24 protein-coding genes and 2 pseudogenes are annotated in these 24,301 nt (G+C 70.6%); 22 read left to right on the forward strand and 4 right to left on the reverse strand.

Translation table 11 applies throughout. The features are described from left to right. The first annotated feature begins 19 nt into the window (after positions 1-19). The 6 genes from ACIBAG_RS27540 to ACIBAG_RS27565 all read left to right on the forward strand — a co-directional run bounded on the left by ACIBAG_RS27540 (position 20) and on the right by ACIBAG_RS27565 (position 4,757). A complete protein-coding gene (locus ACIBAG_RS27540; RefSeq protein WP_399108475.1) occupies positions 20-1,042 on the forward strand; it encodes a hypothetical protein in 1,023 nt (340 codons plus the stop codon). A 119-nt stretch (positions 1,043-1,161) separates the two neighbouring features. Beyond that, positions 1,162-2,250, forward strand: coding sequence for a hypothetical protein (locus ACIBAG_RS27545; protein WP_399108477.1), 1,089 nt, complete (start codon positions 1,162-1,164; stop codon positions 2,248-2,250). A 138-nt stretch (positions 2,251-2,388) separates the two neighbouring features. Next, the gene (locus ACIBAG_RS27550) at positions 2,389-2,637 is read left to right on the forward strand and encodes a hypothetical protein (RefSeq protein ID WP_399108478.1); all 249 of its coding nucleotides are present in this window, start codon (positions 2,389-2,391) and stop codon (positions 2,635-2,637) included. Positions 2,638-2,754: 117 nt separating this feature from the next. Next, positions 2,755-3,294: a hypothetical protein gene (locus tag ACIBAG_RS27555; protein ID WP_399108479.1), complete on the forward strand. Its 540-nt coding sequence runs from the start codon at positions 2,755-2,757 to the stop codon at positions 3,292-3,294. A gap of 192 nt (positions 3,295-3,486) precedes the next feature. After that, positions 3,487-3,846 (forward strand): hypothetical protein, encoded by a 360-nt coding sequence (locus tag ACIBAG_RS27560; protein ID WP_399108929.1) that lies wholly within the window; start codon positions 3,487-3,489, stop codon positions 3,844-3,846. Further along, positions 3,843-4,757, forward strand: coding sequence for a hypothetical protein (locus ACIBAG_RS27565; protein WP_399108481.1), 915 nt, complete (start codon positions 3,843-3,845; stop codon positions 4,755-4,757). Before ACIBAG_RS27560 ends, ACIBAG_RS27565 begins: the two co-directional genes overlap by 4 nt. Here ACIBAG_RS27565 and ACIBAG_RS27570 read toward each other — a convergent pair. Further along, positions 4,717-5,334: a hypothetical protein gene (locus tag ACIBAG_RS27570; RefSeq protein ID WP_399108483.1), complete on the reverse strand. Its 618-nt coding sequence runs from the start codon at positions 5,332-5,334 to the stop codon at positions 4,717-4,719. The genes ACIBAG_RS27565 and ACIBAG_RS27570 overlap by 41 nt on opposite strands. A 172-nt stretch (positions 5,335-5,506) precedes the next feature. Between ACIBAG_RS27570 and ACIBAG_RS27575 the strand changes: the two genes are divergently transcribed. From ACIBAG_RS27575 to ACIBAG_RS27620, 10 genes are all read left to right on the forward strand, one after another. Further along, on the forward strand, positions 5,507-6,259 hold the full coding sequence (locus ACIBAG_RS27575) for a hypothetical protein (protein WP_399108484.1): 753 nt from the start codon (positions 5,507-5,509) through the stop codon (positions 6,257-6,259). Positions 6,260-6,934: 675 nt separating this feature from the next. After that, positions 6,935-7,348, forward strand: coding sequence for a hypothetical protein (locus ACIBAG_RS27580; RefSeq protein WP_399108485.1), 414 nt, complete (start codon positions 6,935-6,937; stop codon positions 7,346-7,348). Positions 7,349-7,385: 37 nt separating this feature from the next. Then, positions 7,386-8,150, forward strand: coding sequence for a DUF317 domain-containing protein (locus ACIBAG_RS27585; RefSeq protein WP_399108487.1), 765 nt, complete (start codon positions 7,386-7,388; stop codon positions 8,148-8,150). 246 nt (positions 8,151-8,396) lie between these two features. Then, complete coding sequence (locus ACIBAG_RS27590; protein WP_399108488.1) at positions 8,397-8,786, forward strand: hypothetical protein; 390 nt, start codon at positions 8,397-8,399, stop codon at positions 8,784-8,786. Continuing rightward, on the forward strand, positions 8,783-9,589 hold the full coding sequence (locus ACIBAG_RS27595) for a DUF317 domain-containing protein (protein WP_399108490.1): 807 nt from the start codon (positions 8,783-8,785) through the stop codon (positions 9,587-9,589). The genes ACIBAG_RS27590 and ACIBAG_RS27595 overlap by 4 nt, the downstream gene beginning before the upstream one ends. Before the next feature lie 297 nt (positions 9,590-9,886). Continuing rightward, positions 9,887-10,360, forward strand: a complete 474-nt coding sequence (locus tag ACIBAG_RS27600; RefSeq protein ID WP_399108491.1) for a hypothetical protein — start codon at positions 9,887-9,889, stop codon at positions 10,358-10,360. Then, positions 10,357-11,190 (forward strand): DUF317 domain-containing protein, encoded by an 834-nt coding sequence (locus ACIBAG_RS27605; RefSeq protein ID WP_399108493.1) that lies wholly within the window; start codon positions 10,357-10,359, stop codon positions 11,188-11,190. The genes ACIBAG_RS27600 and ACIBAG_RS27605 overlap by 4 nt, the downstream gene beginning before the upstream one ends. A 75-nt stretch (positions 11,191-11,265) precedes the next feature. Then, positions 11,266-11,868: a hypothetical protein gene (locus ACIBAG_RS27610; RefSeq protein WP_399108495.1), complete on the forward strand. Its 603-nt coding sequence runs from the start codon at positions 11,266-11,268 to the stop codon at positions 11,866-11,868. Between the two features lie 5 nt (positions 11,869-11,873). Next, entirely contained in the window at positions 11,874-12,629 is a 756-nt protein-coding gene (locus ACIBAG_RS27615) for a DUF317 domain-containing protein (protein WP_399108497.1), read from the forward strand. 41 nt (positions 12,630-12,670) lie between these two features. Beyond that, a complete protein-coding gene (locus ACIBAG_RS27620) occupies positions 12,671-14,464 on the forward strand; it encodes a type IV secretory system conjugative DNA transfer family protein (RefSeq protein ID WP_399108498.1) in 1,794 nt (597 codons plus the stop codon). 132 nt (positions 14,465-14,596) lie between these two features. On the opposite strand, the gene ACIBAG_RS27625 is transcribed toward ACIBAG_RS27620, so the two are convergent. Continuing rightward, the gene (locus ACIBAG_RS27625) at positions 14,597-14,806 is read right to left on the reverse strand and encodes a hypothetical protein (RefSeq protein WP_399108500.1); all 210 of its coding nucleotides are present in this window, start codon (positions 14,804-14,806) and stop codon (positions 14,597-14,599) included. 405 nt (positions 14,807-15,211) lie between these two features. Here ACIBAG_RS27625 and ACIBAG_RS27630 point away from each other — a divergent pair, with 405 nt between their 5' ends. From ACIBAG_RS27630 to ACIBAG_RS27645, 4 genes are all read left to right on the forward strand, one after another. Further along, the gene (locus tag ACIBAG_RS27630; RefSeq protein ID WP_399108502.1) at positions 15,212-15,544 is read left to right on the forward strand and encodes a hypothetical protein; all 333 of its coding nucleotides are present in this window, start codon (positions 15,212-15,214) and stop codon (positions 15,542-15,544) included. Further along, positions 15,541-16,794: a DNA cytosine methyltransferase gene (locus ACIBAG_RS27635; RefSeq protein WP_399108503.1), complete on the forward strand. Its 1,254-nt coding sequence runs from the start codon at positions 15,541-15,543 to the stop codon at positions 16,792-16,794. The genes ACIBAG_RS27630 and ACIBAG_RS27635 overlap by 4 nt, the downstream gene beginning before the upstream one ends. After that, positions 16,795-17,925 (forward strand): DnaB-like helicase N-terminal domain-containing protein, encoded by a 1,131-nt coding sequence (locus ACIBAG_RS27640; RefSeq protein ID WP_399108505.1) that lies wholly within the window; start codon positions 16,795-16,797, stop codon positions 17,923-17,925. 64 nt (positions 17,926-17,989) lie between these two features. Continuing rightward, positions 17,990-19,354: a DUF317 domain-containing protein gene (locus ACIBAG_RS27645; protein WP_399108507.1), complete on the forward strand. Its 1,365-nt coding sequence runs from the start codon at positions 17,990-17,992 to the stop codon at positions 19,352-19,354. Positions 19,355-19,533: 179 nt separating this feature from the next. On the opposite strand, the pseudogene ACIBAG_RS27650 reads toward ACIBAG_RS27645, so the two are convergent. Next, positions 19,534-20,178 (reverse strand): annotated as a pseudogene (locus ACIBAG_RS27650) (DUF5655 domain-containing protein); the annotation flags it as partial. 71 nt (positions 20,179-20,249) lie between these two features. Here ACIBAG_RS27650 and ACIBAG_RS27655 point away from each other — a divergent pair. Together ACIBAG_RS27655 and ACIBAG_RS27660 are read left to right on the forward strand one after the other, a co-directional pair. After that, positions 20,250-21,461: a tyrosine-type recombinase/integrase gene (locus ACIBAG_RS27655; RefSeq protein ID WP_399108509.1), complete on the forward strand. Its 1,212-nt coding sequence runs from the start codon at positions 20,250-20,252 to the stop codon at positions 21,459-21,461. Beyond that, positions 21,458-23,941 (forward strand): tyrosine-type recombinase/integrase, encoded by a 2,484-nt coding sequence (locus tag ACIBAG_RS27660; RefSeq protein WP_399108510.1) that lies wholly within the window; start codon positions 21,458-21,460, stop codon positions 23,939-23,941. Before ACIBAG_RS27655 ends, ACIBAG_RS27660 begins: the two co-directional genes overlap by 4 nt. Before the next feature lie 38 nt (positions 23,942-23,979). Here ACIBAG_RS27660 and ACIBAG_RS27665 read toward each other — a convergent pair. Then, positions 23,980-24,267, reverse strand: a pseudogene (locus ACIBAG_RS27665) (transporter); the annotation flags it as partial. Positions 24,268-24,301: the final 34 nt, after the last annotated feature.

A 24,301-nucleotide genomic window follows, 5' to 3' on the forward strand; every position in this document is an offset into this window, starting at 1 on the left:
CCCCACGACACAAGGCACTATGCACACCCCATCCGCCACCATCACGCTGTACCTCAGCGCCCGAAACAAGATCGTCGCCCTGGCGAGCGGGACCGGACGCAGGTGGGCCGAGACCGCCCTGGCGCTGGCCGGCTTCACCGAGGACGACGATCTGCTCCACACCCTGCCCCTGGACTACCCGGCCAGGGCACGCCAAGCGCTCACCCATCTCCACCAGGCCGCCCGCGACTGCCAGGTGAGGGTCGCCACCCACCCGCGCCCCTACCTCGGCGACATCGCCGAGGCGATCGTGGCGGCGCTGCCCGGCTCCTGGGCAGCCACCGTCTTGGGCCTGCGAGAGCAGCAGGACCAGCACCACCTGCGGGACTACCTGTGGGAGACCAGCGCCCTCTACGAGCTGCTGGAGAAGGAGCGCCTGGGCTTCGCAGCGTTCCTCCGTGACGGTGGCGGCACCGAGTTGCTGCTGGTCGAGCGCCCCTCGGACGGCTCGTACGTGGTCGGCGCCCTGACCCCGAGTGCTGATCACCTCAATGCGACAGCCCCGCCTCCGCGCAGCGTCATCGCGTCCCACGCTCACACCGCTGCCGCGCTCATCCGCACCCGCCTGCTGCCCGACTACGAGCGGGCCGTCCATCTCTCGCGGCTGGGTGAAGCGGAACAGGACCTGCGCTGGGCGCAGGAGGCGCACGAACCCGGCGCGTACTACGCCGCGGCCCTGGATGCGGCGCTCGACCGGTTCCGCACCCAGGCCGCCGCGTTCATCGCCACCCTGCGTGACGGTGAGCCTCTCACGGCCGAACAGTCCGTCTTCCTCGATCGCGTGGAAGACGGACTGGGCCTCACGCTCGACGAACCGCACGAGCTGGATTCCGAGGCGCTCGCCGATGCGCAGGCGGTATGGCTCATCCACGGCGAAGAGCTGATCGAGATGGCTCGCGCCGCCACACCCCCGCCCGTCACCGCGGCTAAGGACCGGGCGCCGGCGACAGCCGTGCTGCCCCCGAGTGCGGTGGTCGCAAGCGCCACCGGTCCGCACCGCTGAACCCCACAACAGTCACCCCCTGCCGCATCCCTGTTCCGGAGCACCTCATCACCGACAGCCTCACCGACGACCTCGGCACCGCCCTCGACGCACTGCGCACCTTCCGCGGACAGTTCGCCTTGATCCATACGCGCTACGAGCGTGCCCTGCCGAGTCCTCCCGGCATCGGCGGCTCGCCTGCAAACATCGCGCGCGGGCGGCGCCGGGAGGGCGCCGAGGCGTTCCAACGCCACGTACTGCCGCATACCGACAGGCTGCTGGCCGCCGCGCGCAGCGCGGTGGACGCCATGCCGCCGGCCCGGCACCACGACGCCTGGCGGCTGCTGCTCGACGACCTGGCCCATGCCGCGGGCCAGATCCACCGCATCCTGTCCACGCCGGCCAGCCAGCCCGAACCCAAGGCTGCCATTGCCCGCCACCTCCAGCTGTGGCCCTACATCCTGGTCTGGGCCGAGCGCTCCTTCATCGTCAGCGACCTCGCCGGACAACACCGCCCCCAAGGTCCGCCGCTGCCGCGCGAGGAACAGCGGCTCTGGACCGAGCGTGCGCAAGCCGCCTGGCAGCGCGGGAACTTGGATGCCTCCGACGCCTGGTACAGCGCCGACAACGAGCTGATCACCCTGGCCCATCTCGTCGAACACGACGAGGAGACGGTCGTCGTCCTCGTCGGCGAACTCGGCAGCGAGCAGATGCAGGTACTCGGCCACTACGACAGCGAGTACGAGGCCGAACGGGCGTCACCTCCTCCCGTACCCGCGGGCGTCCTGCGCCCGGACTACGCCCCCTTCAAGCATCAGCCGACGGCACCGGAGACCACGGTCGCGGCGCTGATCCGGAAGGTCGAGGAGGCACGGCACACCGCCGACGTCTCCATGGCCTTGCTCGATGCCGTGGACGGCCCCGGCGTCTCCCGCGGCCCGCTGCCCCGTCTGACCGAACTCATCGACCAAGCGGCGAAGTTCGCCGACGCGTTGGAGACAAAGCAGGGCCAGCGTGCCGCCGCCCGGCTCTCCGTCCTCTCCCGACAGCTGGGCGTGCTGAGAGAGGAAATCGAGTCCGCCGCCCAGGACCTCGGGGTCGGCGTTCTGCCACCGCACCGCACTCCGCGCCCCATGTTCCACACCGTTCCCGCAACCCCGGCACTGACAACGGCACTGCCTGCCGGACCGCCCGCGCCCTCCATCACCGGTTCCGCACGCCACCGTTAGCGCCCCCGCACTGGGTGCCCCACCCACGGCACGCACATGTTGACCTCCACCACCAGCGTGGCTGGCTTCCTCTGTCAGGCAGCCGGTCCCGGGCCGGATGGTCGACGGGCGCGGACAGACCCTGGTTACCGCACGGCGGTGATGGTCACCACGGCCTGTCTGCTGGTGCTGTCCGTGGTCGCCGCCGCCCGGCCCGGCATGGCCACAGGGCTCGTCGCGCCCGCCGGGCCGGGTGGCTGCCCGCCAATGGCGATCCCGGACGCCGCCTCGGCGATCGCGCTGACCGCGGTGCCGTGTCTGCTGCTGGCCGCCGTGATGACCCCGGCGTTCCTCACCGTGGGCGCTCTCGCCCGCCCGGCACCACCACCGAGGCGTACTCCCAGCTAATCGCCGCCACCGGCACCTGCCCGTCCGCCGGGACCCCTGTGTCCGGCGCCCTCGCCGAGCACGCCCTCTGGCCCGGTCCTGCCCGCCGCCGGGGCCGTCAGCGCCGCACACCGGCTCATGCCGCCCACTGAACACCCGCTATCTGCAAGGAGTTTCACTATCGCCGTCCGCACTTCGTGGGAAGTTGTCCACTCCTGTGGACACACCGCGACGCACAACCTGTCCGACCGGCCCGCCGACAAGCGGGCCTCCTTCGCCCGCTGGCTCGCCTCCAAGGACTGCACCGACTGCTGGAAGGCCGCCCGCGACGGGGACAGCGCCAGCAAGGAGGAGTGGCTCGCCGCCCGCCGCGCCGCCGAACAGCAGGCCGCCGCCGCCTGGGCCACGCAGTTCGAGATGCCTGCGCTCGAAGGCCCGCAGAAGGCCCTGGACTGGGGCGAGCGCTCCCGCCATCAGCTGGTCACCGCCGCCTACACCGCGCTGGTCACCGAAGGCACCTGGGACGAGGCGGACTGGGCCGTCCTGGAGGAGAAGATCCGCACGATCACCCGGGCCGGGTGGTGGATCGATCAGAGGGACGCCGAAGGCACCGATCTTCCCGAGCTTCTCGACGCCGCCACCGAAGCCGATCGCGGCACGGAGAACCCGTTCCGCTAGTGCCCCGAGGCCCACGGCGGGGTGGGCACGGGGATGCCTTATACCCGACGATCCCCGGTTAGCGAAACCGGGGATCGTCCGGACCATTGTCCTTCCACCGCCACCCCGTGCCGTTCGTGGAAGGACCCCGCCGTGGCCCCAGCCTCCCGCCCGCCGTACGTTCCCGCCGACATCCTCACGCCCGAAAGGGACATGCCCCATGGCCACTTCCGGCCCGGCGACCAGGTCGTCATCCTCAAGGGCGTGGCCGACGGGGAGCTGTGGGGCGACGCCATGACGGTGGTGACCCCGTCCTGGCACACGCCCACCGACGAGGACGGGTGGCGGCTGCGCGACCCCAACGGCGGGCAGCAGACCTTCATCACCGCCCACCCCCGCTACCTGGTCCACCTCTCCAGGCGGTGCCCCGACTGCCTCATCCACCTGCGCGCGCTGGAGGACTACCTGATCCCGAAGCTCGCGGGTGCAGGCGCCGAAGTCGACTGCGGCTGGTATTCGGTCACCGCGCTGAACCAGCTCGTGCACATCGCCGACGCCCGGGGCGGCCGGTGATCTGCCACATCCACCGCGCGCCACTTTTCCCCGGCGAGGCCCTCGCAGGCGCACTCGGCCGCCCCATCGCCGAACAGGACGTACTGGGTGACCTCGTCGTCGCCCACTCCCCACTCAGCGAGGCCGCCTTCGAGGGCGCGACCCGCGAGTGGATGTTCGCCGACTGGGAGGACTACCTCCTCGAACCGGGTGACCTGCACCCGTACGCCGAGGACCACACCGATGCCGCGAGCTCGCTCTTCCACCTCGCGGTCCGGCTGCACCCCAACGACCGCGATCGGTCACTACCAGAGTGGTCACAGATCGCGCACCGGCTCGGCCACGCCGCCGGCATCAACCCGGCCGCCGACGGTGAACCGGCCTGCCACTGGGTCGCGTTGCAGGCCCGCCCCGGCCGTCTCGACGTGATCGCCAACCTCATCCGCTCCGACGGCTCCAGGACACGGCACCACCCCGCCGCCCTGCGCCGGGCCCTGGAGGCGGAATGCCGGCGCATCGAGTCCGACCTACGCCTGACCCGGGTGCCGACTCGCACCAGGGTCCCGCGCGCGAACGGCGCCGAACAGCCCTTCCAGCTCCCTCAGCTGCCGGGCCCCACTGCGCCGCAGTCGCCGCCGAGCGTGGCAGCGCAACTCGCCACCCTGATGTGCCAGCTCGCCGACGAGACCACCGGGCCCGTCGCCGGCGTGCGATCCCTGATCGAGCAGGCCGCCCACCGGCTGGAGGAGTTGCCCCACTCCTACGGGCCCGAGGCGGCACAGCGCCTGGGATGGATCGCCCGGCGCCTGTACGGCATCCAGCAGGACCTCGAACCGGTCGCCGCCGACCTGCCCGGAGCCGGCCAACGAGCCGCCGGGGCCACCCCTGCACCTACCGCGCCGCTTCCAGCTCCCGCACGCCGATTCCGCTGAACTCCCCGAGAAGGCACTGCCCTTGGCCCTTGCCGACCGCTACCTGATCCTGCAACGCGACGTGCACTCTGGCGAAGTCCTCGCCCGCGGAGGCGACCCGGAAGCATACAGCATCCTTCAGCGCACCGGCTTCGTCCCCGTCGTCCGCGTGCACGAGCACTACCACCGGCTGCCCACCGGCCTCGATGAGGCCGAGGAGGAACGTCTGGCTGTCCGGGCCGTGGCACGACTGCGCGCCGTCAAGTACGGCGTCGACTGCGACGAGGCGTTCGACACCGGCCAGCGCGAAGCGCACCATCTCCCGCTCGGCGCCTCGGTCGCTCACCAAGCCGAACGCATCCGCCAGGCGACCACCACCGAGGAAGTGGCGGACGCTCTGACCGAGTTCACCGCCTCCCACGACGGCATCCTGGCCGCCCTCGACGACGTCCTCACGGCAACCGCCGAGTTCTACCAGGGCCTCGGCAAAGCAGCCGACGCGGCCACCGCCGGCCGGCTGCGCTACCTCGCCGAAAGCCGCCTGGACGTCATCCGCTCCGACCTGGCCCATGTGCGCGCCGAACTCGCCGACCGGCACGAGGCCCACCCGCAGCGCAGCCGGTGCACCGCCGAAGTCGGCCCGGGCGAGCGGGAAGCCTCCGCCGTCTGCGGCTGCCCACCCCCGCCACGGACCACACCACGCCCAGCCCGCCGCCCACGCTCCCGGCCCCCGCCGGACGGCGGCGCTGACCCCCACCCCCGAGGAACCCATGCACCACCCCACCCCCGACACTCCCGATCTCGCGTCGTTCGCCATCGCCCTCGCCGAGGAACTCCCCGGCCACTGGACCAGCGAGCACCACACGCACGAGCAGTACCTCGACCAGTTCGCCCGCGCCGAGCACGTGTGGGACTTGGACCTGATCGCCCACGCCATCGCCCAGCACGTCCTAGGCCAGGACGCCGTCCTCACCCGCGACGACGGCACCCGCCTGTACGTCATCGCACGGCCTCGCAGCGGCGAGGAGTTCCTCGTCGGCGCCATCGCCCCGGAGGGCATCGACCCCGAAGCCTTCCGAAATGTGCGCGAGCCCGACGGCATCGCCGTTCCCGATGACCCGGTCCAGGCCGCCGAGGACATCGCCACCGACCTGCTGCCCCGCTACGACAAGGCCCTCGCCCAGGTCCGCGACAACGCCGCCCGCCTCTCCCCGACACCTGCACCGGAACTCGTGGTGATCACATTGAGCGGCCGGGACTGCCGTGTCACCAAACCCGAGCGGGCCGATGCCGTCCAGATCCTCACCGACAACGGCTGCGTCTACGACAAGGACAAGGACGTCTTCGTGCTGTCCGGCGAGGACACCGCCGCACAGGCACAGGCCATCCAAAATGCAGCCGCGCAGCTGGACCGGCTCGGTATCGGTGTCAGCGTGCGGCTCCCGCAGGCCAAGCCCGCCCTGGACACCGCCGCGGTCGCCGCCCCCGCCCCCGCCGCACCGTCCACGGCCCGGTCCCGGTGAACGGTCCGAAGGACAGCGAGCCGACGTTCGTCGCCGGCGACTACGTCACCATCACACGCGATGCGAAGACGCAACTGGTCGTGGCGATCGGCGGGGACGAACGCGCTGAGGGGATTCTGCAGACCGCCGGGGGCTTCGTCTCCGCCCCCGGGCCTCGCGGTCCCTACCAGTACCAGCCGCCCACCATGCCCGTCGAGCAGCAGCGTCACGGCGCCACCGCAGCCGCCCACGCGCTGCTGCTGGCCGGATTCAGCGTCCACCTGGATCCCACGCTCAACATCCTGGCCACCGCCGACGACGACCGGCAGGCCACCCACCGCTACCTGAAGCAGCTCGCCGACCGGGCCGAAAGCGCCGCCGACGACCAGGAGGTCGCCAAGGTTCTCACCGAGATCGCCGCGCCCTACGACGGGCTCCTGCCGCGCCTGGTGCAGACCTTGGTCTCCACCTGGGCCCCCTGGACCCAGCGTCTGAGGAACGCCGGGCACGAATCCGAGCCGGCACAGCGGCTGATGACGACCACCGGCCGCCTGTCCGACCATGCCCGGCAGATCGAGCTGATCCGTGACCAGGCCGCCCGCACCGCCACCGCGCCCGCACTGGCCACAGCCACACCCCTGTCAAACCGTCTGCCGTGCGGCGATAGTCCTCCGCGAGAAGGGAGAAGCCCCGCCCGTGGGAAGCAGAGCCGACGACGAAGGCACCGACGTCGAGATCTACCGCAAACCCCTGACCGACACGGTCCACGCCGACACCCCCACCGGTGCCCCCGAGCAGCTCCTCGCGCTGCTCGACCAGCTCGGCTTCGAACGCAACACCGTCCGGCCCGCGGGCTCTTCGGGCCCGACCTACGTCTGGCACGAGGCGCCCGCCCACCTCGGCGAGGAGGAGAAGAAGCAGCTCGCCTCCCGCGCCGTTCCCGCGCTGCTGATGGCCGGATACGTCGTCCATATCCCTGACTACCTCTTCGACCCGGTCGCCTATCGCAGCGCCGCCGCCCAGATCAGCGCACAGCGTGCCGCACCCGCCGCACCCGCGCCCGCCACCGGGACGCCCTCCCGGGCCCGAGGCTCCCGTCGCGCCGGCTGACTTCGTCCAGGCCCTCCGTCCGATCTGCAGGAACCCCATGCCCCACCCCACCGTCCCCTACGTCCTGGCGGCGCCCGGCTACCTCGCCGGCGGCGGCGACTGGGAACACCTGACCGAGTGGCTGCTGCGCGGCCACGGCTGGCAGGACGTGTCCACGATCGACCAGCACACCGCCCTGGCCAGCCCCGACGGCCGACTCCAAGTCGCCCTCGACCGCCGGGCGGCCTGGACCTGGACCCTGCGCGCCACCACCCCCGCTGGGCGGGAATGGGCAGCGCTGCTCGGCGCTCACCTTCCCGTCGAGTACGTCACCACGCTCGTGGACACCATGCTGCGGCCCGCCTCCCGCCACCGCCCCGATGTCCTCGGCCCGCTGCACACGGCAGGCTGGAACGCGGACGCCGCGGCCCCCGCGCCCACGGCCGTGTCACCGGACGGCCTGGTCCGCTTCACGGAGGAGACCGCACTCAGCCCCACGCGCGGGCCGTGGCACGCCGCCTGCATGGTCGACAGGTACCGCTGGTGGACAGCCGTCTTCAGCACCCACACCCCGCCCGGCCTCGTCGCGGCGTTCACCCAAAGCCTCGCCTCCGACGACCCGCTGCCGCGCATGGCCATCGGCACACCGCTTTACGGATGTGAGCGCTACACCCGTCTCAGCCAGACCTCCTTCGGCTACGACGACGAACAGGCGCTGCTCGAAGCACGGATCGCCGACGCCCGTGGCCACCACCTCCCCGGGTCACCGGCCGCCGCACCGACGCCTGCCGCCAGCCGAACACGTCTCACCCGCACCCGCTGACCGCACTCTTCAGGAGCTTTCCGTACCTCTCGCCCCACGCACACCCCCGCCGATCACGGCTGAACGTCCGCCCCGCCTGGCCGTGTTCCGCTTCCGCCGCTACCTGCGCGCCTTCATCCCAAGCCCCCGCGGCAGGGCCCACCCGCCGACCACCGGCCGCCCCGAAACCGCCCTGGACGAATCCCGCCACCTCGGCCACCACAGCTAACTCCCCCTCTCCCCGCAGCGTTCCCATCCAGGAGGCCCGTGACCGAGCCGCCCACCCACCCCGTACGCCTCGCCGAGGACATCGCCAGCCTGATCAAGACCCTGCACGACCACCTCGCCCGGGCCAGCACGCGTCAAGCGGCTGAGATCCTCGGCAAGGTCCTCGACGCCGACGTCGGCATCCTGACCCGGGTGACCGACCTGGTCGGCACCGGGTCCCGCATCGCCCAGAGCCAGGCCCACCGCGGCGCACTCCCGCCCGAGGTGTGGCTCGCCATGGGCCGGGCCGCCAACGAACTGCACCGCGTCGGCGTGGACCTTGACGAGCACGCCGACACGCTCAAGCAGCTCGGGACACCGCCCGCCACGACCACCACTGCACCGCCCAAGCCTGTCGCCTCCGCCATGGTCGTCAGGAGAAGCCGGTGAAGAAGCAGCAGTGGACCGGCTGGGGCCCCGGCACCCCACAAGCCGAGCAGCACTACCTGGTGGAGCCCCGCTACCTCGCCGGCGGCGGCGACATCCGCTACGTCAGCGAGTTCCTGCGCGCCTCCGGCTGGAGCGACAAATCCACCACCGGCGGACCGCTGGTCTTCGACAGCCCGGACAAATCCGTCCGCGTCGGCTACGACCCACACGTCCAGCCCGGCGGCTGGACCATCTCCGGGAAAGCAACCACCGGCCAGGAAGCGTGGCACGCGACGTTCACCCGCCAGGTGCCCGTGGAGATCGTCGCCGGGTTCACCGACGCGCTCACCCGGCCCCGCTCCGCGCACGCGCCCAACGTGTGGGCGCCGCTGCAGGAACAGCACTGGCAGACCGAGCAAGGCCAGCACTTCACCGCCATGAGCCCTGACGGCGGCGCCTGGCTGCAGTTTCATCAGTCCCAGCCCGGCGATGCGCTGTGGTGGGCCGGGGCCCGCAACGAGCACGGGCGGATCTGGGACGCCAGCTTCACCGCCTCCACGCCGATGCACCTCATCCAGGCGTTCGGCGCCGCGCTGGCCGACCCGCAGCAGGTCATGCGCCCGCGCGGACACGTGCCGCCGTCCACCCGCATCCGCACCACCTCCGTCTCGGTGCTCCCCGACCAACTGGCCGCCTGGCAGCAGGCCCGCGTCACCGCCGCCCGCGCCGCCACCTGGGCCCGCAACTCCTGGGCCACCAACCGGCCCCGCCGCCCCAGCTCCACCGGCCCGTACGCCACCGCAGGCCGCAGGGCCCGCCGCTGACCACTCCCTCACCCGTACCCGACCGAAAGCCCCACCCCTTGCCCCAGCACGACGACCTCCTCCCCGCCGACATCAAGGCCATCACCACCGGACTGCTCCGCCTGAGCCAGCATCGACCGGGCCGAATGCCCTGCGGACATCGCCGCGGTCCTGACCCCGATCGTCGACCGCCACGACGGAGCCCTTCGCCGGCTCACGCAGATCTTCGAAGCGATCGGCGACATCTGCAACGACTTCGTCCTCCAGGACCGCTACGCCGACGACCTGCAGGCTGAGGCCGACGAAGCCTTCGATTCCTTGAGGAACCTGCTGAACCAGGTCAACGGTCTCGACGAGAAGTTCCGCACCTTCTCCCCGGACGTCACCCACACCCCCTCGGGCCGCCGCCCGTCCCCCGGCGCCCAGGACTCGGTGTCCCCCGACGCGCCCGGTGCCCCCAGCCCCTTGCGGATCCGGCAGGCCATCGACACCCTCGCGGAACTCAAGAACTACTTCCGCACGCATCCCTCGCTCGACCAGGCCCTGCCCTTGCTCAGCTGTCTGCTCGACGAGGACGAGGGCATCCCGATCCTGCTCGGCGACATCCTGCGCGCCAGCACACACATCGTGAACCAGCACTTCGACCACCCCCGAATCGACGCCGTGCGCCAGGCAGTCGAAGCATTCCGGGCCGCGGCCCAGGAGGCCACCGACTGGCACGTCCTGCACTGGGACGTACAGCGGCTGGTCACGCAGGCCGACGCCCACGGCGCCGATGCCTCGGGGCGATGACCAGCCCCTACATCCCCACCCGCGCCAACGCTCCGCACGACACCCTCTGGTTCCAGACCCAGCCCCGCCACCTGGCCGGACGCGGCGACCCCCGGCACATCACCCAGGCCCTGCGCGCAGCAGGCTGGAAGAACCGCTCCCACCCGGACTTCCCCCACGTCCTGCTGGTCAGCCCCGACCAGCAGCACAGCGTGGTGCTGGAGCCCGACCCGGGGTCCTACGGGGCATGGTGGCGCATCCGCGGCCAGGACCAGGACGGGCGGCGCTGGTACACCGAGTTCGGCGCGCACACCCCCGTCGAGATCATCGCCGCCCTCACCGACGCCCTGCTCGAGCCCGCCCCCAAGCAGACGCCACCGATCTGGTCGCCGCTCACCGCTGCGGGCTGGTCGTACCAGCGCGACGAACACGACAACGAGATCGCCCACCACCCCGACGGCATCCTCAGCCTGGAACGGTGGGCCGTCGAACCGGGCGAGGACTTCCACTGGCGGGCCCTGGCCGCCCTGCCCACCGGTCTCGGTGGCTTTGAGCGCATCTGGCACGCCTACCTCGACGAGCAGATGCCGCCCCACCTGATCGCCGCGTTCACAGGCGCCCTGGCCAGCGACAAGCCCGTCCAACGCGCACACTGCGACGTGCCGCACACCTACCTGGTCACCCAGGAACAGCGCGGCCCGCAGGCAGAGCAGCTCGCCGCCGCGCAAGAGGCCCGGCTCAAGGCTATCCGCGCCGCCACCCGCAAGACCCGCCGCAAGGCCGCGCTCACCACGCACCCACCCGCGCCCGTTACCGCCCCCGCCGTACCCGCCATCGGCCGGACCCGCTGAACGGAGTCGGGCGGACCTCACCCGCCCGGCTCACCGCGCCCCACCCCTTCCTCCGCACTTCCGCTGAGAGCGCTCTTGTCCCCAACTGCCCCTACCCCCGATGAGATCCATCGCCAACGCCTCCACCAGCTCGCCGTCTTCCTGCGCGAGAGCGAGCAGATCCTCGCCGACTGGGACGCCTACTCCGAGGAGCACACCGACCTCGACGGCTGGCCCCTCGACGACGTCGCCTACGGCCGGCGGGCTGCACAGCGTGACGCCGACACCTGGCGCTCCTTCAACCGCGTCCGGTCCTTCGCCAAGGACCTGCTCGCCACCGCCGAAGTCCAGGTACAGCAGCTCAACGCCGCGCACCTCCAGTCCCGCTGGCCCTGGCAGCTCGCCACCCTCGACTCCGCCCTGAAGCAACTCGATGCGCTACAGCAGGAGTGGCTCGACACGCGCGACGCGCTGCCGCCCACCGCCCGCCCGGGCACCCCCGCGTACGACGACGCCCTCGCCGAACGCAACGCCGAAGCCTGGTCCTACCTCGACGCCTGGGTCAGCCACGGCAAGGCAATCCTCGAAATCCAGGCCACCGCCCACGACCTTCCGCCGCGCGCAGCGGCCCTGGCCACCGCCGTCCAGGCCCATCCACGCCCAGCGGCACCCGGCGCGGCGCCTGCGGCCCGGAGGTGACGGGCATGGCGAACGACATCGACGTGGCGCTGGTCGCACCCCGCTACCTCGCCGGCCCCGGCGACCCGGCCTGGATCACCGTCCCGCTCCGCCGCGCCTGCGGCTGGACCACCGCCCAGGAGCCGCTGATGCCCCGCGTCCTGCTGACCAGCCCCGACCGGCAGGCCGAACTGCGCCTCGACCCCGCTCCGGATCTCCCGTGGTGGCGCCTGCATCACGCTGACACCGCCGACCATCCGGCCTGGTATGCGAGTTTCGGGGCGCGCACCCCGGTGGAACTCATCGCCGCCGTCCTTGATGCGCTCACCGACCCCGTCACGCCGAAGCCGGACTCCTCCGACCCCTGGGAGCCTGCCCGGCAAGCCGGATGGGCCTGGTCACCGGGCGCCTGTATCTCGCCCGACGGCATCGCCGAGATCGAGCACTTCACCGATCACAGCAGCAGCTGGTTCATCACAGCCGCCCTCAGCAATGACCCGGAGAACCAGCTCTGGCAGGCACGCTTCGACGGCACCACCCCCACCTACCTGATCACCGCCTTCACCCGGGCCCTCGCCGACCCATCCCCGGTGAACCGCGACCCCCTCCGCCTCCCGCCCCGCGTCCGCCGGCACCCACTCCTTCGCACCGAGCAACTGCCCGTCGACACGGTCGCCTTCGCGCTGGAGCACCGCACGACCGCCCTCGCCCAGCGTCGCGCCCCGTCAACAGCGACGCCACCGGCCCGGCCACCGGTGCCAAAGCCGCGCCGAGCCCGCTGACCGGCCCGCGCCGCCCGACTCCCCCCTTTGGAACTGCCCCCTTGCCCCAGTCCTCCTCCAACTCCACCGACGGCTACGACATAGCCTTCAAGATCCTGCTCGGGGTCCTCGCCGTCGCCGTCCCCCTGTCCAACCTTGCCTGGCTCGGCGGCAACCTCACCACCTGGGCCACCGACTCCGGGCCCGGCGCCCCCTACCAGCCCGTTCAAGCCCTCCTGCACCCCGACCAGCTCTGGCCCGACCTGGGAGAAACCTCCCTCCTCATCGGCACGCGCATCCTGCCCGGCACCGCGCTGCTCGCTCTCGGTATCACCGCCGCCGTGCTCTACACGCGGCACAAAGGCGGCAGCAGCACACGCAAGAAGCGCTTCGACGGCATGGCCAAACAGAAGGACATCGAGCCCCTGATGGCCAAGGCCATCACCGCCAAGGCGAGATCCCTTCGCCCGAGCCTGAAGGACGCCAAGCACATCGACGCCCGCGACACCGGCATCCTTCTCGGCAACTTGCAGGGCACCCGTCACGAGGTCCGCATGGGGTACGAGGACGTCGCCGTCGCGATCATGGCACCCCGCTCCGGCAAGACCACGTCGCTGGCCATCCCCTCCATCCTCAACGCGCCCGGACCGGTCCTGCTGACCTCGAACAAGGCGGCCGGCGACGCCTACACAGCGACCATCGACGCACGAGCAGCGGTGGGGCGGGTGTGGTCGATGGACCCGCAGCAGATCGCCCACGCCGACCGCGCCATGTGGTGGAACCCCCTCGCCGACGCCAAGACCCTGGACGGCGCCGGCCGCCTGGCCGGCCACTTCCTCGCCGCCTCCGTAGACGCGAGCCAGCAGGGCGACTTCTGGTCCAAGGCCGGATCGAACATCCTGTCCCAGCTCTTCCTCGCCGCCGCGCTCGACGACCGCCCGATCACGGACGTCATGCAGTGGCTGGCCTTCCCCGCCGACCGGACCCCGCTCGACATCCTCCGCGACCACGGTTTCACCGCCGTCGCCGCTCAGCTCAAGGGCACGGTGGAAGGCCCGCCGGAAACGAGGGACGGCATCTATGAGACCGCCCGCCAGTACGCCGCCGCGCTGCTCAACTCGGAGATCGCTGCATGGGTCACCCCACAGGAAGACGTACCTGAGTTCCGGCCGAGTGAGTTCGTCCGCTCCGCCGACACCCTCTACCTGCTGTCGAAGGACGGCGGAGGCGGAGCATCGGCGTTGATCGCCGCGTGCGCGGACTCCGTGATGCGGGCCGCCACCGCGCAGGCCGAACGTGCTGGCGGACGGCTCGACCCGCCGATGCTGGCGATCCTCGACGAGGCCGCGAACGTGTGCAAGATCAGCGACTTGCCGGACTTGTACTCCCACCTCGGCTCGCGCGGGATCATCCCGATCACGATCCTGCAGTCCTACCGCCAGGGCCAGAAAGTCTGGGGCGACGCGGGCATGGACGCGATGTGGTCCGCCTCCACCGTTAAGGTGATCGGCAGCGGCATCGACGACCCGGACTTCGCCGACAAGCTCTCCCGGCTTATCGGCGACCATGACGTCGAGACCACTTCCACCTCAATGTCTGAGTCCGGCACGTCGACCTCGGTGTCGATGCGGCAGGAGCGGATCCTGCCCGCCGACGCGATCCGCGCTCTGCCCAAGGGCACCGCGTTGTGCTTCGCCACCGGCATGCGCGCGGCCATGCTCGACTTGCGCCCCTGGTACCTGGAGCCGGGCGCCGACGAGCTGTCCGCCGCCTCTGCACGTGCGTCGAAGGCCATCACCGCCCGCGCCGTCGCCAAGCCCGCACCCCAGCAGATCGATTACGGCACCGCCGCCTGATCGGGCTGCTCCACACCCCCGACCGCGCTCACCGACCCCTGATCATCCGGAGCACTATGGCTCCGCCTCGAACTGGACTGCGACAAACGCGTGCAGGAGCCGCCCTGAGCTCTTCCCCGGACAACGAATCGGTCACCGCGATCCATCGCTGCTTGAGGACGACGGGCGGTGATCCTCCGGCGCCAGACCGTGATCAGAGTGGGAGCGGCGGGCTTCATCAACGACGCGGCGCCATGAACGGATCACATCGGGAATCTGGTCGAGCAAGCCCTTCAAGGCGAACAAAAAGGCCGATACAACACCAGCAGCTCCTAGAACTGCCAGGACAATCTGCTGCTCCACGCTCGGGTCCCTCCCGCGGACGGAGGATGGTCGAGCTGAGTGCAAACCGCATGCAGAGTGGCAGGTGTCTCAGGTCGACCACCCTCAAGACGGTGATCAACTGAGGCCCTGCCGACGTACAGGCCGCGTGTGAAGTTGTCGCGATTGACGCAGCGCCAAGTTCCGTGGCAACCACGCCCGAAAGGGACGTCGGACCCATTCCCGTCGCAGCCAGTCCAGCTGGCCGTGCCCTCCGGACTCTAGCCGCAGTTTCCACCCGCTGTCTGCTCTCCCGCCGCTTCCGTCACCAGACAGCACACCCCCACGAAGCCGCGTCCCAGATCAAGCGATCACCCACGCGCCTGCATCCCTCACAGACGACACTCAGAGGACTCCACCCTGTCTCGATTCTCAATAGCCTGTCCGTTGCACGGCAATCCGCAGTGGAGGCATGTCAGGGACACATCGCCGTCCGAGTGGGCAGACGTCGTTGATTTCGACGCGGCCATCCGACAAGGCAATGCCCGCGCCAACGCGGCGGGCAGCCGACTGCTCGGCGAGGCTTTCCTGCACCGCTCTCACGTCCCGCTGAGCCAGGCGCCGATCGACCACGTCACCGCCGTGGAACGAGCCGCTCTGCGTATCGACGCGGACGAGGCCGACGCGCAGGAGAACAGCGTCGAGGACGGCTGCTCGCCCTGGGCATGCCGCGGAGATGCGGATGCACTGACGCAGGACGACTTCGGGCTTGCCACGTGATACTCGACCTCTTCGCGGGGCCGGGCGGCTGGAGCAGAGCACTGGGCGTCCTCGGCGTGCGCGACGTCGGTCTGGAATGGGACACGTGGGCCTGCAAAACCCGTGCCGCTGCCGGGCAGTTGACCGTCCGGACCGACGTGGCGATGTATCCGACATGGCCCTTCATCGGCCGCACGCGCGGGCTGATCGCTTCCCCGCCGTGCCAGGCGTGGAGCATGGCCGGCAAACGCCTCGGCCTGGTGGACCAGCCGCTGGTGCACACCGCGGTCGAGGACCTGGCCGCCGGACGCGACACCCGCGAGCGCCTCCTCGCCGCGTGCCGTGACGAGCGCTCCCTGCTCGCAGCAGAGCCGATGCGCTACCTCCACGCCCTCAGCACGGTCGGCGAGCCCGACTGGGTCGCGATGGAGGAAGTGCCGGACGTCCTGCCCCTTTGGAAGCAGTACGCCGCGATCCTGCGCACCTGGGGCTACTCGGTATGGGCTGGGATCCTCAACGCCGCCGACTACGGCGTCCCACAGACGAGAAGGCGGGCGATCCTGCTCGCGTCACGCACCCGTACCGCCGAACCTCCCCCGCCGACGCACGCCAAGACCGCGGAGCCGGAGAGCCTGTTCGGGCCCGGCCGCGCCCGGTGGGTGTCCATGGCCGAGGCCCTCGGCTGGGGCGCCACCGACCGACCGGTGCCGACGGTGTGCGCCGGCGGCGGCCCGGGAGGAGGGCCCGAGCCGTTCCCATCCGGCTCACGCAAAACCCTCATCGACGCCCGCAATCGCGGCACCTGGACACCACAGCCCGGCCCGGAGAACGTCCCGCAACGCCATCGAGACGGTACTGGCCGAGCACACCAGCATGCTCCCCGGGCGAACCGCCCGGCACGGGCGCCCACCTCCGCGGAGCACCGCTGGTCCTGGTCGCTGCGCAGCAACAACCAGTCCAACGCCACCATCCGCAGCGTGAACGAGCCCGCCGGCACCTTGTTCTTCGGACACCGCGCGAACGAGTGCACCTGGGTCGCCGAACCCACACGCGACCCGGACGGCAACGCACCGGCACCGGACCCGATCCGGATCACCGCCCAGGAAGCCAGCCTCCTGCAGTCCTTTCCCGCCGACTACCCGTGGCAAGGCAACAAAGGCCAGATCTTCAGCCAGATCGGCAATGCCGTCCCGCCCCGGCTCGCCGCCCACCTGCTGGCCCCGCACCTGGGCAAGACCCTCACCCCCGACGACTTCACCCTGGCCGCCTAAATGCCCCACCCCACCGACCCGTACGAGGATGACGACCTCGACGACCTGCCCGACACCCATCCGCCGCAACCCGTGCGCTACGCCGAGCAAGCCCTCCTCGGTGCCCTCCTCCTCGATCCGCACCGCCTCGGCGACGTGAGCGGCATCGCCGCCGACTCGTTCTCCACCGCCGCACATGCCGCCCTGTTCGCCTCGATCAGCACCCTGCCGCCGCCCGACCCTGCGGAGCACGCGAAGAACACCGACTGGCTCAACCAGGTGCTGGCCACGGGACGCGAGCAGGCGCGCGGGCTGACCGCCTCCTACCTGCACACGCTCATCCAGGTCTGCCCCTGGCCCCGCCACGCACCGGCCTACGCACGGATGGTCGAGGCCGAACACGCCCGCCGCCGTCTGCAGAGTGCCGCCGAACGCCTCGGCCTGACCGTCCACGACACGTCCCTCCCTCACCCCGTCCAGACGGTGCTCGCCGCAGCCGACGCCCTCGCCGCGGTGGTGGACGACATCGCGAGCCGCTTCCCGCCACGCGCCGGAATACTGCCCCGCACCGCGGCAACGCCGCCAGTGATCGCGCCCGACTACACCGAGGCGGTCCAGGAGGAGCAACTGCTGCTCGCGACCGCCACCGCCCACCCCGCGGACATCGAGTCCGTCCCGTGGCTGCTCCCCGCCGACTTCACCCTGCCCTTGCACGCCGGCTTGTGGCAGTGCCTGACCGCCCTGGCCCGCCGCCGCGATCCCGTCGACCCGGTCACCGTCCTGTGGGAAGCCCAACAGCGCGGCCTGCTGGACGACGGCAGTGAACCGGGCGAGGTGCTCCGCATGCTGGCGGAACCGGCTGGTTCCGTGGAGCACTGGGGCGAGCGCGCCCTGCGGCGTTCCCTCCTGGCTACCGCCGAATACACCGGGCGGCTCATCGAGGCGTACGCCGGCGACCCGGCGAACACCCCGTTCCAACTCGTCGTCGGCGCCCGCCGCTCCCTCGCCGACATCGCCGCCGTCCGCACCCGCTGGCAGCACGCCACCGGAGCCACTCCGCCACAGCAGCGGCTGCCCGCGCCCACCACCCGCGCCGGACCGCCGACCACCACGGTCGCGCACGCCGCCCGGTCCACACGAGCAACCCGATAGCCCCCACGTACGCCGGTGGCCGGACCCGAAGGCCCGGCCACCGGCAGAACAGACGAGACCCCACGTGACTCCCACCATCGACGCCCACGTCCGCCTCGACACCCACCCCACTCACCCGAGCGCCGTGCAGGCCGTCCTGACCGGCACGCAGGCCCGCGTCGCCCTCATGGCTTTGGAGGCTGCCAACTGGAGCGTCGCCGCCACCAACGTCCTGGTCCTGGCCCGCATCGATCACGAGGAGCCCTACTGGGCCGACGTCGCAGCCAAGCACCTGATCGCCCAAGGCATCACCGTCGAGATCACCCCTCGGCTCCAAGAGGCGATAGACGAGGAATGGACCTGGGCGAACTATCCGATGCCGTGGTGCACGCGCAGCGAAATCCGCGAGGTCTCCAACCAAGCGCAGAAGATCCACGACGACATTCGCCACGGCCAGCTCCTCATCCACGCCCACGCCCACGACGGCCACACCACCGTCGCCGTCGGCACATACCTCCACCGGGGCGGCAAGTCCGTCTACCTGCACGGCGAGGACCACCTTCGCCAGGTCGCCGACACCTTCGACTCACCCGCGCAGGCCCTGCTCGCCTTCGAGAAGGTCCACTCGGCCGAGATGCGCCCCGGCCCGGCCCCCCTGACCGACACCGAACGCGCCGCCGTCGAAGCGCGCTCAGTCTTCGACGTCACCACGACCAAGTCCGAACCCTCCCGCCCGGAGCGGGAGACCGTCCCCGTCTACCTGGCCGACGCCGGCGACCACGACGCGCTTCTCGACACCTTCCTCGACGCGCACGGCGAGTTCGAGAAGTGGCGGACCTGGTCGGATGAGACGACGCACGCCATCCACGAGTCGCAGACCCTACGTATCGAGCGCGTCCACGAAACCCCCGCTCACGAGACCGCATGGACCGTAGCCGCCTACGAGACACCCGTCTCCGACCGCATGTGGGTCCTCAACGCGACCGGCGCCACCCCAGGGCCGGTGCTGCAGGATCTGCTCATCCACCTCGCCGACGGCGACGGCTGGGACACGGCCATCGGTGCCCCGGTGGACGAGAAGACGGTCACTGCAGCCACCCAGCCGCTCTCCGACGCCGGATGGAAGCACACCGTGGACGGGCGGATCCGCTGGACGTCCCCCGACGGGGACGCGGGCGTCCAGTTCGATGCCTTCGCCGCACAGCACCCGATTCAGAACCTGGCCACCTGGACCATCTGGGCCGGTCCCGGTCCGGACCGGCCCACCTGGGCCATCACCGCGTCCCCGCACACCCCGAGTTCACTGCTGACGGGCCTCGCCGAGACCCTCGCCCACAAGACCGGCACGCGCCAGGCGCAGCCGGGCCGCGAGCACAGGACCCGACTCGCCGCCAGTGCGCCGGCGGCTCGGGCGGTCACGGCCAGCCGACCCGCCAGCCGTTCGCGCTGATCATCGGCCCACGCGAGCGGGGCGACATAGCGCGGGATCGCCGGTTGGCCAAACCGGCGATCCCGCGGACCATAGATAGTCCACCGCCACCCCCTGCCCGGACGTCGAAAGGCCCCCGCCCACGACCGCAGACACAGCACGAAGCGCAGCCCGCCAGGGTGACAGGCAGCGGCACCCGATCACGCCGCCGCGTAGCTCGCCCGAAACAGATCCTGCGCCCGCTCCACGTCCCTCGGCGTACGGAGCTGCACCTCCAGGTCACCTGTCCCGTGGTGACCGAGCCCGGACACGTCCCGGGTGAAGCCCGGAACGAGGTCGACCTCCTTCGGATCGACCTTCAGGTAGACCAGCAGCTTGCTGCGCTGCGGCGGGCAGAGGCAGGCGAAGTTCCGCAACCGCTGATACGCCCGGTACTGTTTGCGCTCGACACGGTTCACACCGTCCCCGAGCCCGAGCAGCGCCTCATCGACCGCGCCCGCCAGCTCCACCATCGACGCACCCTCGGCGTCGGCTGCCGTCCGAGCAACTGCCTGGCGGCGCGCCCGGTGTGCCACCTGCATGCCGCCGCTCACGGACGCCACGGTCTCAAGCCCGAGCAGGTCGCTGCCGAAGAGTCGGTAGCGGACCAGGTCGATCGACCGCCGGTGCTCACGCACGGCATGCACGTCGTAGCGTGTGAAGTCGCCGGCGATACAGATCAGTCGAGGGCCGCTCCACAGGACCTGGGACGCGGCCGTCACCCCGAGCCGGTCGCGGACCAGGTGCTCGAACTCGGCGCGATGGTCCATCAGCCACGCCAGGTAGAACAAGCCCTGGTTGATGACCTGTTGACTGAACTACTGGCGGTGTTTCCGCAGGTCAGTGACCTTGTGGTGGGGGCTTCGTTGAGTCGGCCATGGAGGCATCGAGAGACCTGTCAGCCCTGTCCGTACCCCTGGTCGGGGAGCTGGTGGCCATGGATGATCCGTGGGATCCCTACCTGCTGATCAACCCAGCCGGGGAACCGGTCGAGGGAGCTGGCGCCTTCTTGCGGGATCTGCAGGGAGCTGGTCGTTCGGCGGCGACGGCCCGTTCCTACGGGATGGATCTGCTGCGCTGGTTCCGCTTCTTGTGGGCTGTCGAGGTGTCGTGGGACCGGGCAAGTCGGATCGAGGCGAGGGACTTCTCCCGCTGGCTTCAGATCGCCGGCCAGCCGAGGCGTCCGCACTGGCGGCGCCCGAGCGAGGCTGGCCGATGGGCTGCGGGCGGGAAGCCGTACGCACCGTCGGTGCGAGCGCACAGCGAGACAGTGCTGCGCACCTTTTACGACTTCCACCGCGACAACGGCACCGGTCCGGTCCTCAACCCGTTCCCACTGGACCGATCACGTCATGGCCGACGAGCGCACGCCCATCGCAATCCGATGGACCCGCCCCGCAACGAACGTAGTGGGCTCTACCGTCCGAGAGTGCCCACGCGAGTGCCCCGCAGTGTCCCTGATGAGGAGTTCAACGAGATCTTCGCCCGGCTCCCGTCGCACCGGGACCGGGCCCTGGTCGCCTTCTACATCTCCACTGGCGCCCGGGCCAGCGAGCTGCTCAGCACCTGGCAGGCCGGCGTGGATCCGGGGCGTCAGCTGATCTCGGTGGTCCGCAAGGGCACCCGGGAAGTCCAGGAACTCCCGGCCTCGACCGACGCGTTCGTCTGGCTGCGGCTCTACCAGGTGGAGATGGACGATGCGATCCCGCGCGGGCGGCGCCTCCCACTGTGGTGGACCCTGCGCTCACCGTCGAGACCGCTGACCTATCACGCGGTTCACCGCATGTTCGAGCGGGCGAACGCCAAGGCGGGGACCTCTGCGACGTTGCATGCGCTCCGGCACACCGCCGCCTACCGCATGGCCGAGGATCCCAGCCTGCCCCTCATCGATGTCCAATTCGTCCTCGGTCACGCCCTGTTGACCACGACACAGCTCTATCTCACGCCCCGCAAGGAGGTGGTGATCCGGCGATTGCTGGCCCACCACGCCGAACAGACGCGGCAGGCAGCCGCCCGCGTCGCACCGCCTCCCGCAGCCGACTACCGGCCGGAGAGCCTCGAGGTGCTGTTCGGAGCCGGTGCCCGATGACCACCACTTTGTCGGCACGCGCCGACCACGCACCGGCACCCGGAGTCACCCCTGGGCGCAACCGCGCACTGGCCGCCCAGCAGAGCTTCCCCGCCCGGATCGTTCCCGAGAGCTGGCCGGGCACCGAGCGCTCGCGCGTCGAGGCGGCCCGATTGCTGGCCCGTCCGCCCTACACGCTGAAGAACGCCGGCAGCGAACTGCACCACAAGCACGGCCTCGTCATGGTGCTGGACTGGCTGGAGGACCAGCCCGGACAGACCTGGCAGGAACGGTGGCAGGCCAGCGGCATCGAACAGGCCGGCGCCGCCTGGCGGCCGGTGATCAAGCAGTGGCTTCACGAGCGCGGCTTGAAGGCGGCCTGGCGCATGCCGGTGGTGGGCCGGGCCCTGACCACGGTGATCAGTGCTGAGCTGCTGCGGCCGTCGGTGGACTGGCTGGCGGCCGGGGCCAGCCGTCAAGGAGTGCTGGTCCGCTCCATGGCACACAGCCGTGATCCCCGCGGATTCGAGCGCCTGCGGGAGCTGGGCTCTCAAGCTCAGGGAGTGCGGCCGGGCGCCGTCAGCACGACGCTCTGCCGCAGCGCCCTCATCCTCGCGGCGAAGGGCGGCACGCTGGCCGACATCACCATCGGCGACGTGCTGGAACTCCTCGATACCCAAGCCGTGGTGCTCAAGCGGGCGATGGCGGGGACCGAGGTGTTCTACCGCCTACTGCACCAGTTCGGAGCCTTCGGAGAAGACGCCCCGCCGAATCTGCGCGCCGTCCGCAACCTGGGACAGCGCACCCCGGAGGAGCTGATCGACCGCTACGGACTGATCTGCCGCCCCGTCAGGGATCTGCTGGTGGACTACCTGCGGGAACGCCAGCCCGCGCTGGACTACAGCAGCCTGAAGTCCCTCTCCTACCACCTCGGCAAGTGTTTCTGGCAGGACATCGAGGACCACCATCCCGGCGCTGACAGCCTCCGCCTCGCCCCGGACGTCATCGCGCAGTGGAAGCAGAGGAATCGCACCAAGGACAAGACCGTCACCACCCCGGACGGCCGGCGCACGAGCACCAAGGTCGAGAGGCTCAATCACCGCGACACGCTCACCCAGGTGCGGGCCTTCTACCTCGATATCGCCCAGAGGGCACTGGAAGACCCCGGTCGGTGGGGCCCGTGGGTGGCACCGAGCCCCGTGCGGGCTGACGAGCTGGAGAACCGCAAGCACCAACGACGACGCAAGGCGAGGATGGACGCCCGCACCCGCGAGCGTCTTCCGGTCCTGCCCATCCTCGTCCGCTCGGTCGACCAGCGTCGCAGGGACGCGGCCGCGGTACTGGAAGCCGCCCGACACACCCGCCCTGGCGAGGTGTTCACCGCAGCCGGTCAACAACTCGTACGCGCGGTGGTTCCGCACGGAACGGCCGGCCGGATCTGGGCCGAGGATCCGGAGACCGGCAAACGCCGCGATCTGGGGCTTGAGGACGAGCGGGCCTTCTGGACCTGGGCCGCCGTCGAAGTCCTGCGAGCCACCGGCATCCGCATCGAAGAACTACTGGAACTGAGCCATCACAGCCTGGTCCAATACCGGCTGCCCACCACCGGTGAACTCGTCCCCCTCCTGCAGATCGTCCCGTCCAAGACCGATACCGAGCGGCTGCTGCTGGTCAGCCCCGAGCTCGCCGACGTCCTGAGCGCGATTATCTGCCGAGCCCGGGACACCACCGGCGCCGTTCCCCTGGTCCGTTCTTGGGACCGCCGCGAATGCGAGTGGCAGGCACCAGCCCCGTTGCTGTTCCAACGACGCATCTCCGGCGAGGACCGCGCATTCACCGACGAAACCGTCCGCACGATGCTGGACCAGGCCCTCATCGCGACGGGTCTGACCGATGCCACCGGCGAGCCACTGCGCTACACACCGCACGACTTCCGCCGGCTGTTCATCACCGACGCCATCCTCAACGGACTGCCGCCACACATCGCCCAGGTCATTGCAGGCCACCAGGACATCAACGTCACCCTCGGCTACAAGGCCGTCTATCCCGAAGAGGCCATTCAGGCGCACATGGCCTTCCTCGCCCGCCGCCGATCTCTCCGTCCCAGCGAGGAATACCGCGTCCCCACCGATGATGAATGGCAAGAATTCCTCGGCCACTTCGAGCGGCGCAAAGTCTCCATCGGCGCCTGCGGTCGCGCGTTTGGCACCCCCTGCATCCACGAACACGCCTGCGTCCGCTGCCCGATGCTCTGGCCCGACCCCGCCCAACGTGACCGGCTCGTCGAAATCCGAGACAACCTCCTCGCCCGCATCGCCGAGGCCGAACGCGAAGGATGGCTCGGCGAGGTGGAAGGGCTCCAGGTGAGCCTTACCGGAGCGGAGGGAAAACTCGCCCAACTCGACCAGCGCCCCGCCAACCGGAGCATCGTCGACCTCGGCATTCCCACGATCACCGCCCCCGCCGTCCCACACCAACACAAGCCAGAGGGACGAAGGTAGTCACGGCTTCACGCCAATACCCGGACACCGACCGCAAGTTCAGAGAAGACGCCGGCATCGACACCGCGCTTGTACTCGACAATGACGGGTGATCCGTTCTCGTCCAGCCCGAGCGAATCGATCCGGCCCCCGTGGACCGGCCCGGTGCCGTATTCGCTGGCCAGGAACCGAACACCCAGCAGCGTCTCCATATGCGCCTCGACGAGGCCCTGCACATCCGCCTCGACCTCAGCAAGACGCGGGGGGGGGGGGGGGGCGCCCCGGGGGGTTGTTTGCGTACGGGACCCCGTAAAGCCCCCCCCCCCCCCGCTCCCACCCCCGCGCAAAAACCCACAGCGGGCGGCGGTTTGTTTTGACAAA

Source organism: Streptomyces sp. NPDC051243 (assembly GCF_044455405.1).
Lineage (GTDB): Bacteria > Actinomycetota > Actinomycetes > Streptomycetales > Streptomycetaceae > Streptomyces.

Coding starts and splice junctions, on each gene's coding strand:
- ACIBAG_RS27540 (WP_399108475.1), top strand. CDS start 20: ATGCACACCCCATCCGCCACCATCACGCTGTACCTCAGCGCCCGAAAC.
- ACIBAG_RS27555 (WP_399108479.1), top strand. CDS start 2,755: ATGCCGCCCACTGAACACCCGCTATCTGCAAGGAGTTTCACTATCGCC.
- ACIBAG_RS27560 (WP_399108929.1), top strand. CDS start 3,487: ATGCCCCATGGCCACTTCCGGCCCGGCGACCAGGTCGTCATCCTCAAG.
- ACIBAG_RS27575 (WP_399108484.1), top strand. CDS start 5,507: ATGCACCACCCCACCCCCGACACTCCCGATCTCGCGTCGTTCGCCATC.
- ACIBAG_RS27585 (WP_399108487.1), top strand. CDS start 7,386: ATGCCCCACCCCACCGTCCCCTACGTCCTGGCGGCGCCCGGCTACCTC.
- ACIBAG_RS27605 (WP_399108493.1), top strand. CDS start 10,357: ATGACCAGCCCCTACATCCCCACCCGCGCCAACGCTCCGCACGACACC.
- ACIBAG_RS27615 (WP_399108497.1), top strand. CDS start 11,874: ATGGCGAACGACATCGACGTGGCGCTGGTCGCACCCCGCTACCTCGCC.
- ACIBAG_RS27640 (WP_399108505.1), top strand. CDS start 16,795: ATGCCCCACCCCACCGACCCGTACGAGGATGACGACCTCGACGACCTG.
- ACIBAG_RS27655 (WP_399108509.1), top strand. CDS start 20,250: ATGGAGGCATCGAGAGACCTGTCAGCCCTGTCCGTACCCCTGGTCGGG.
- ACIBAG_RS27660 (WP_399108510.1), top strand. CDS start 21,458: ATGACCACCACTTTGTCGGCACGCGCCGACCACGCACCGGCACCCGGA.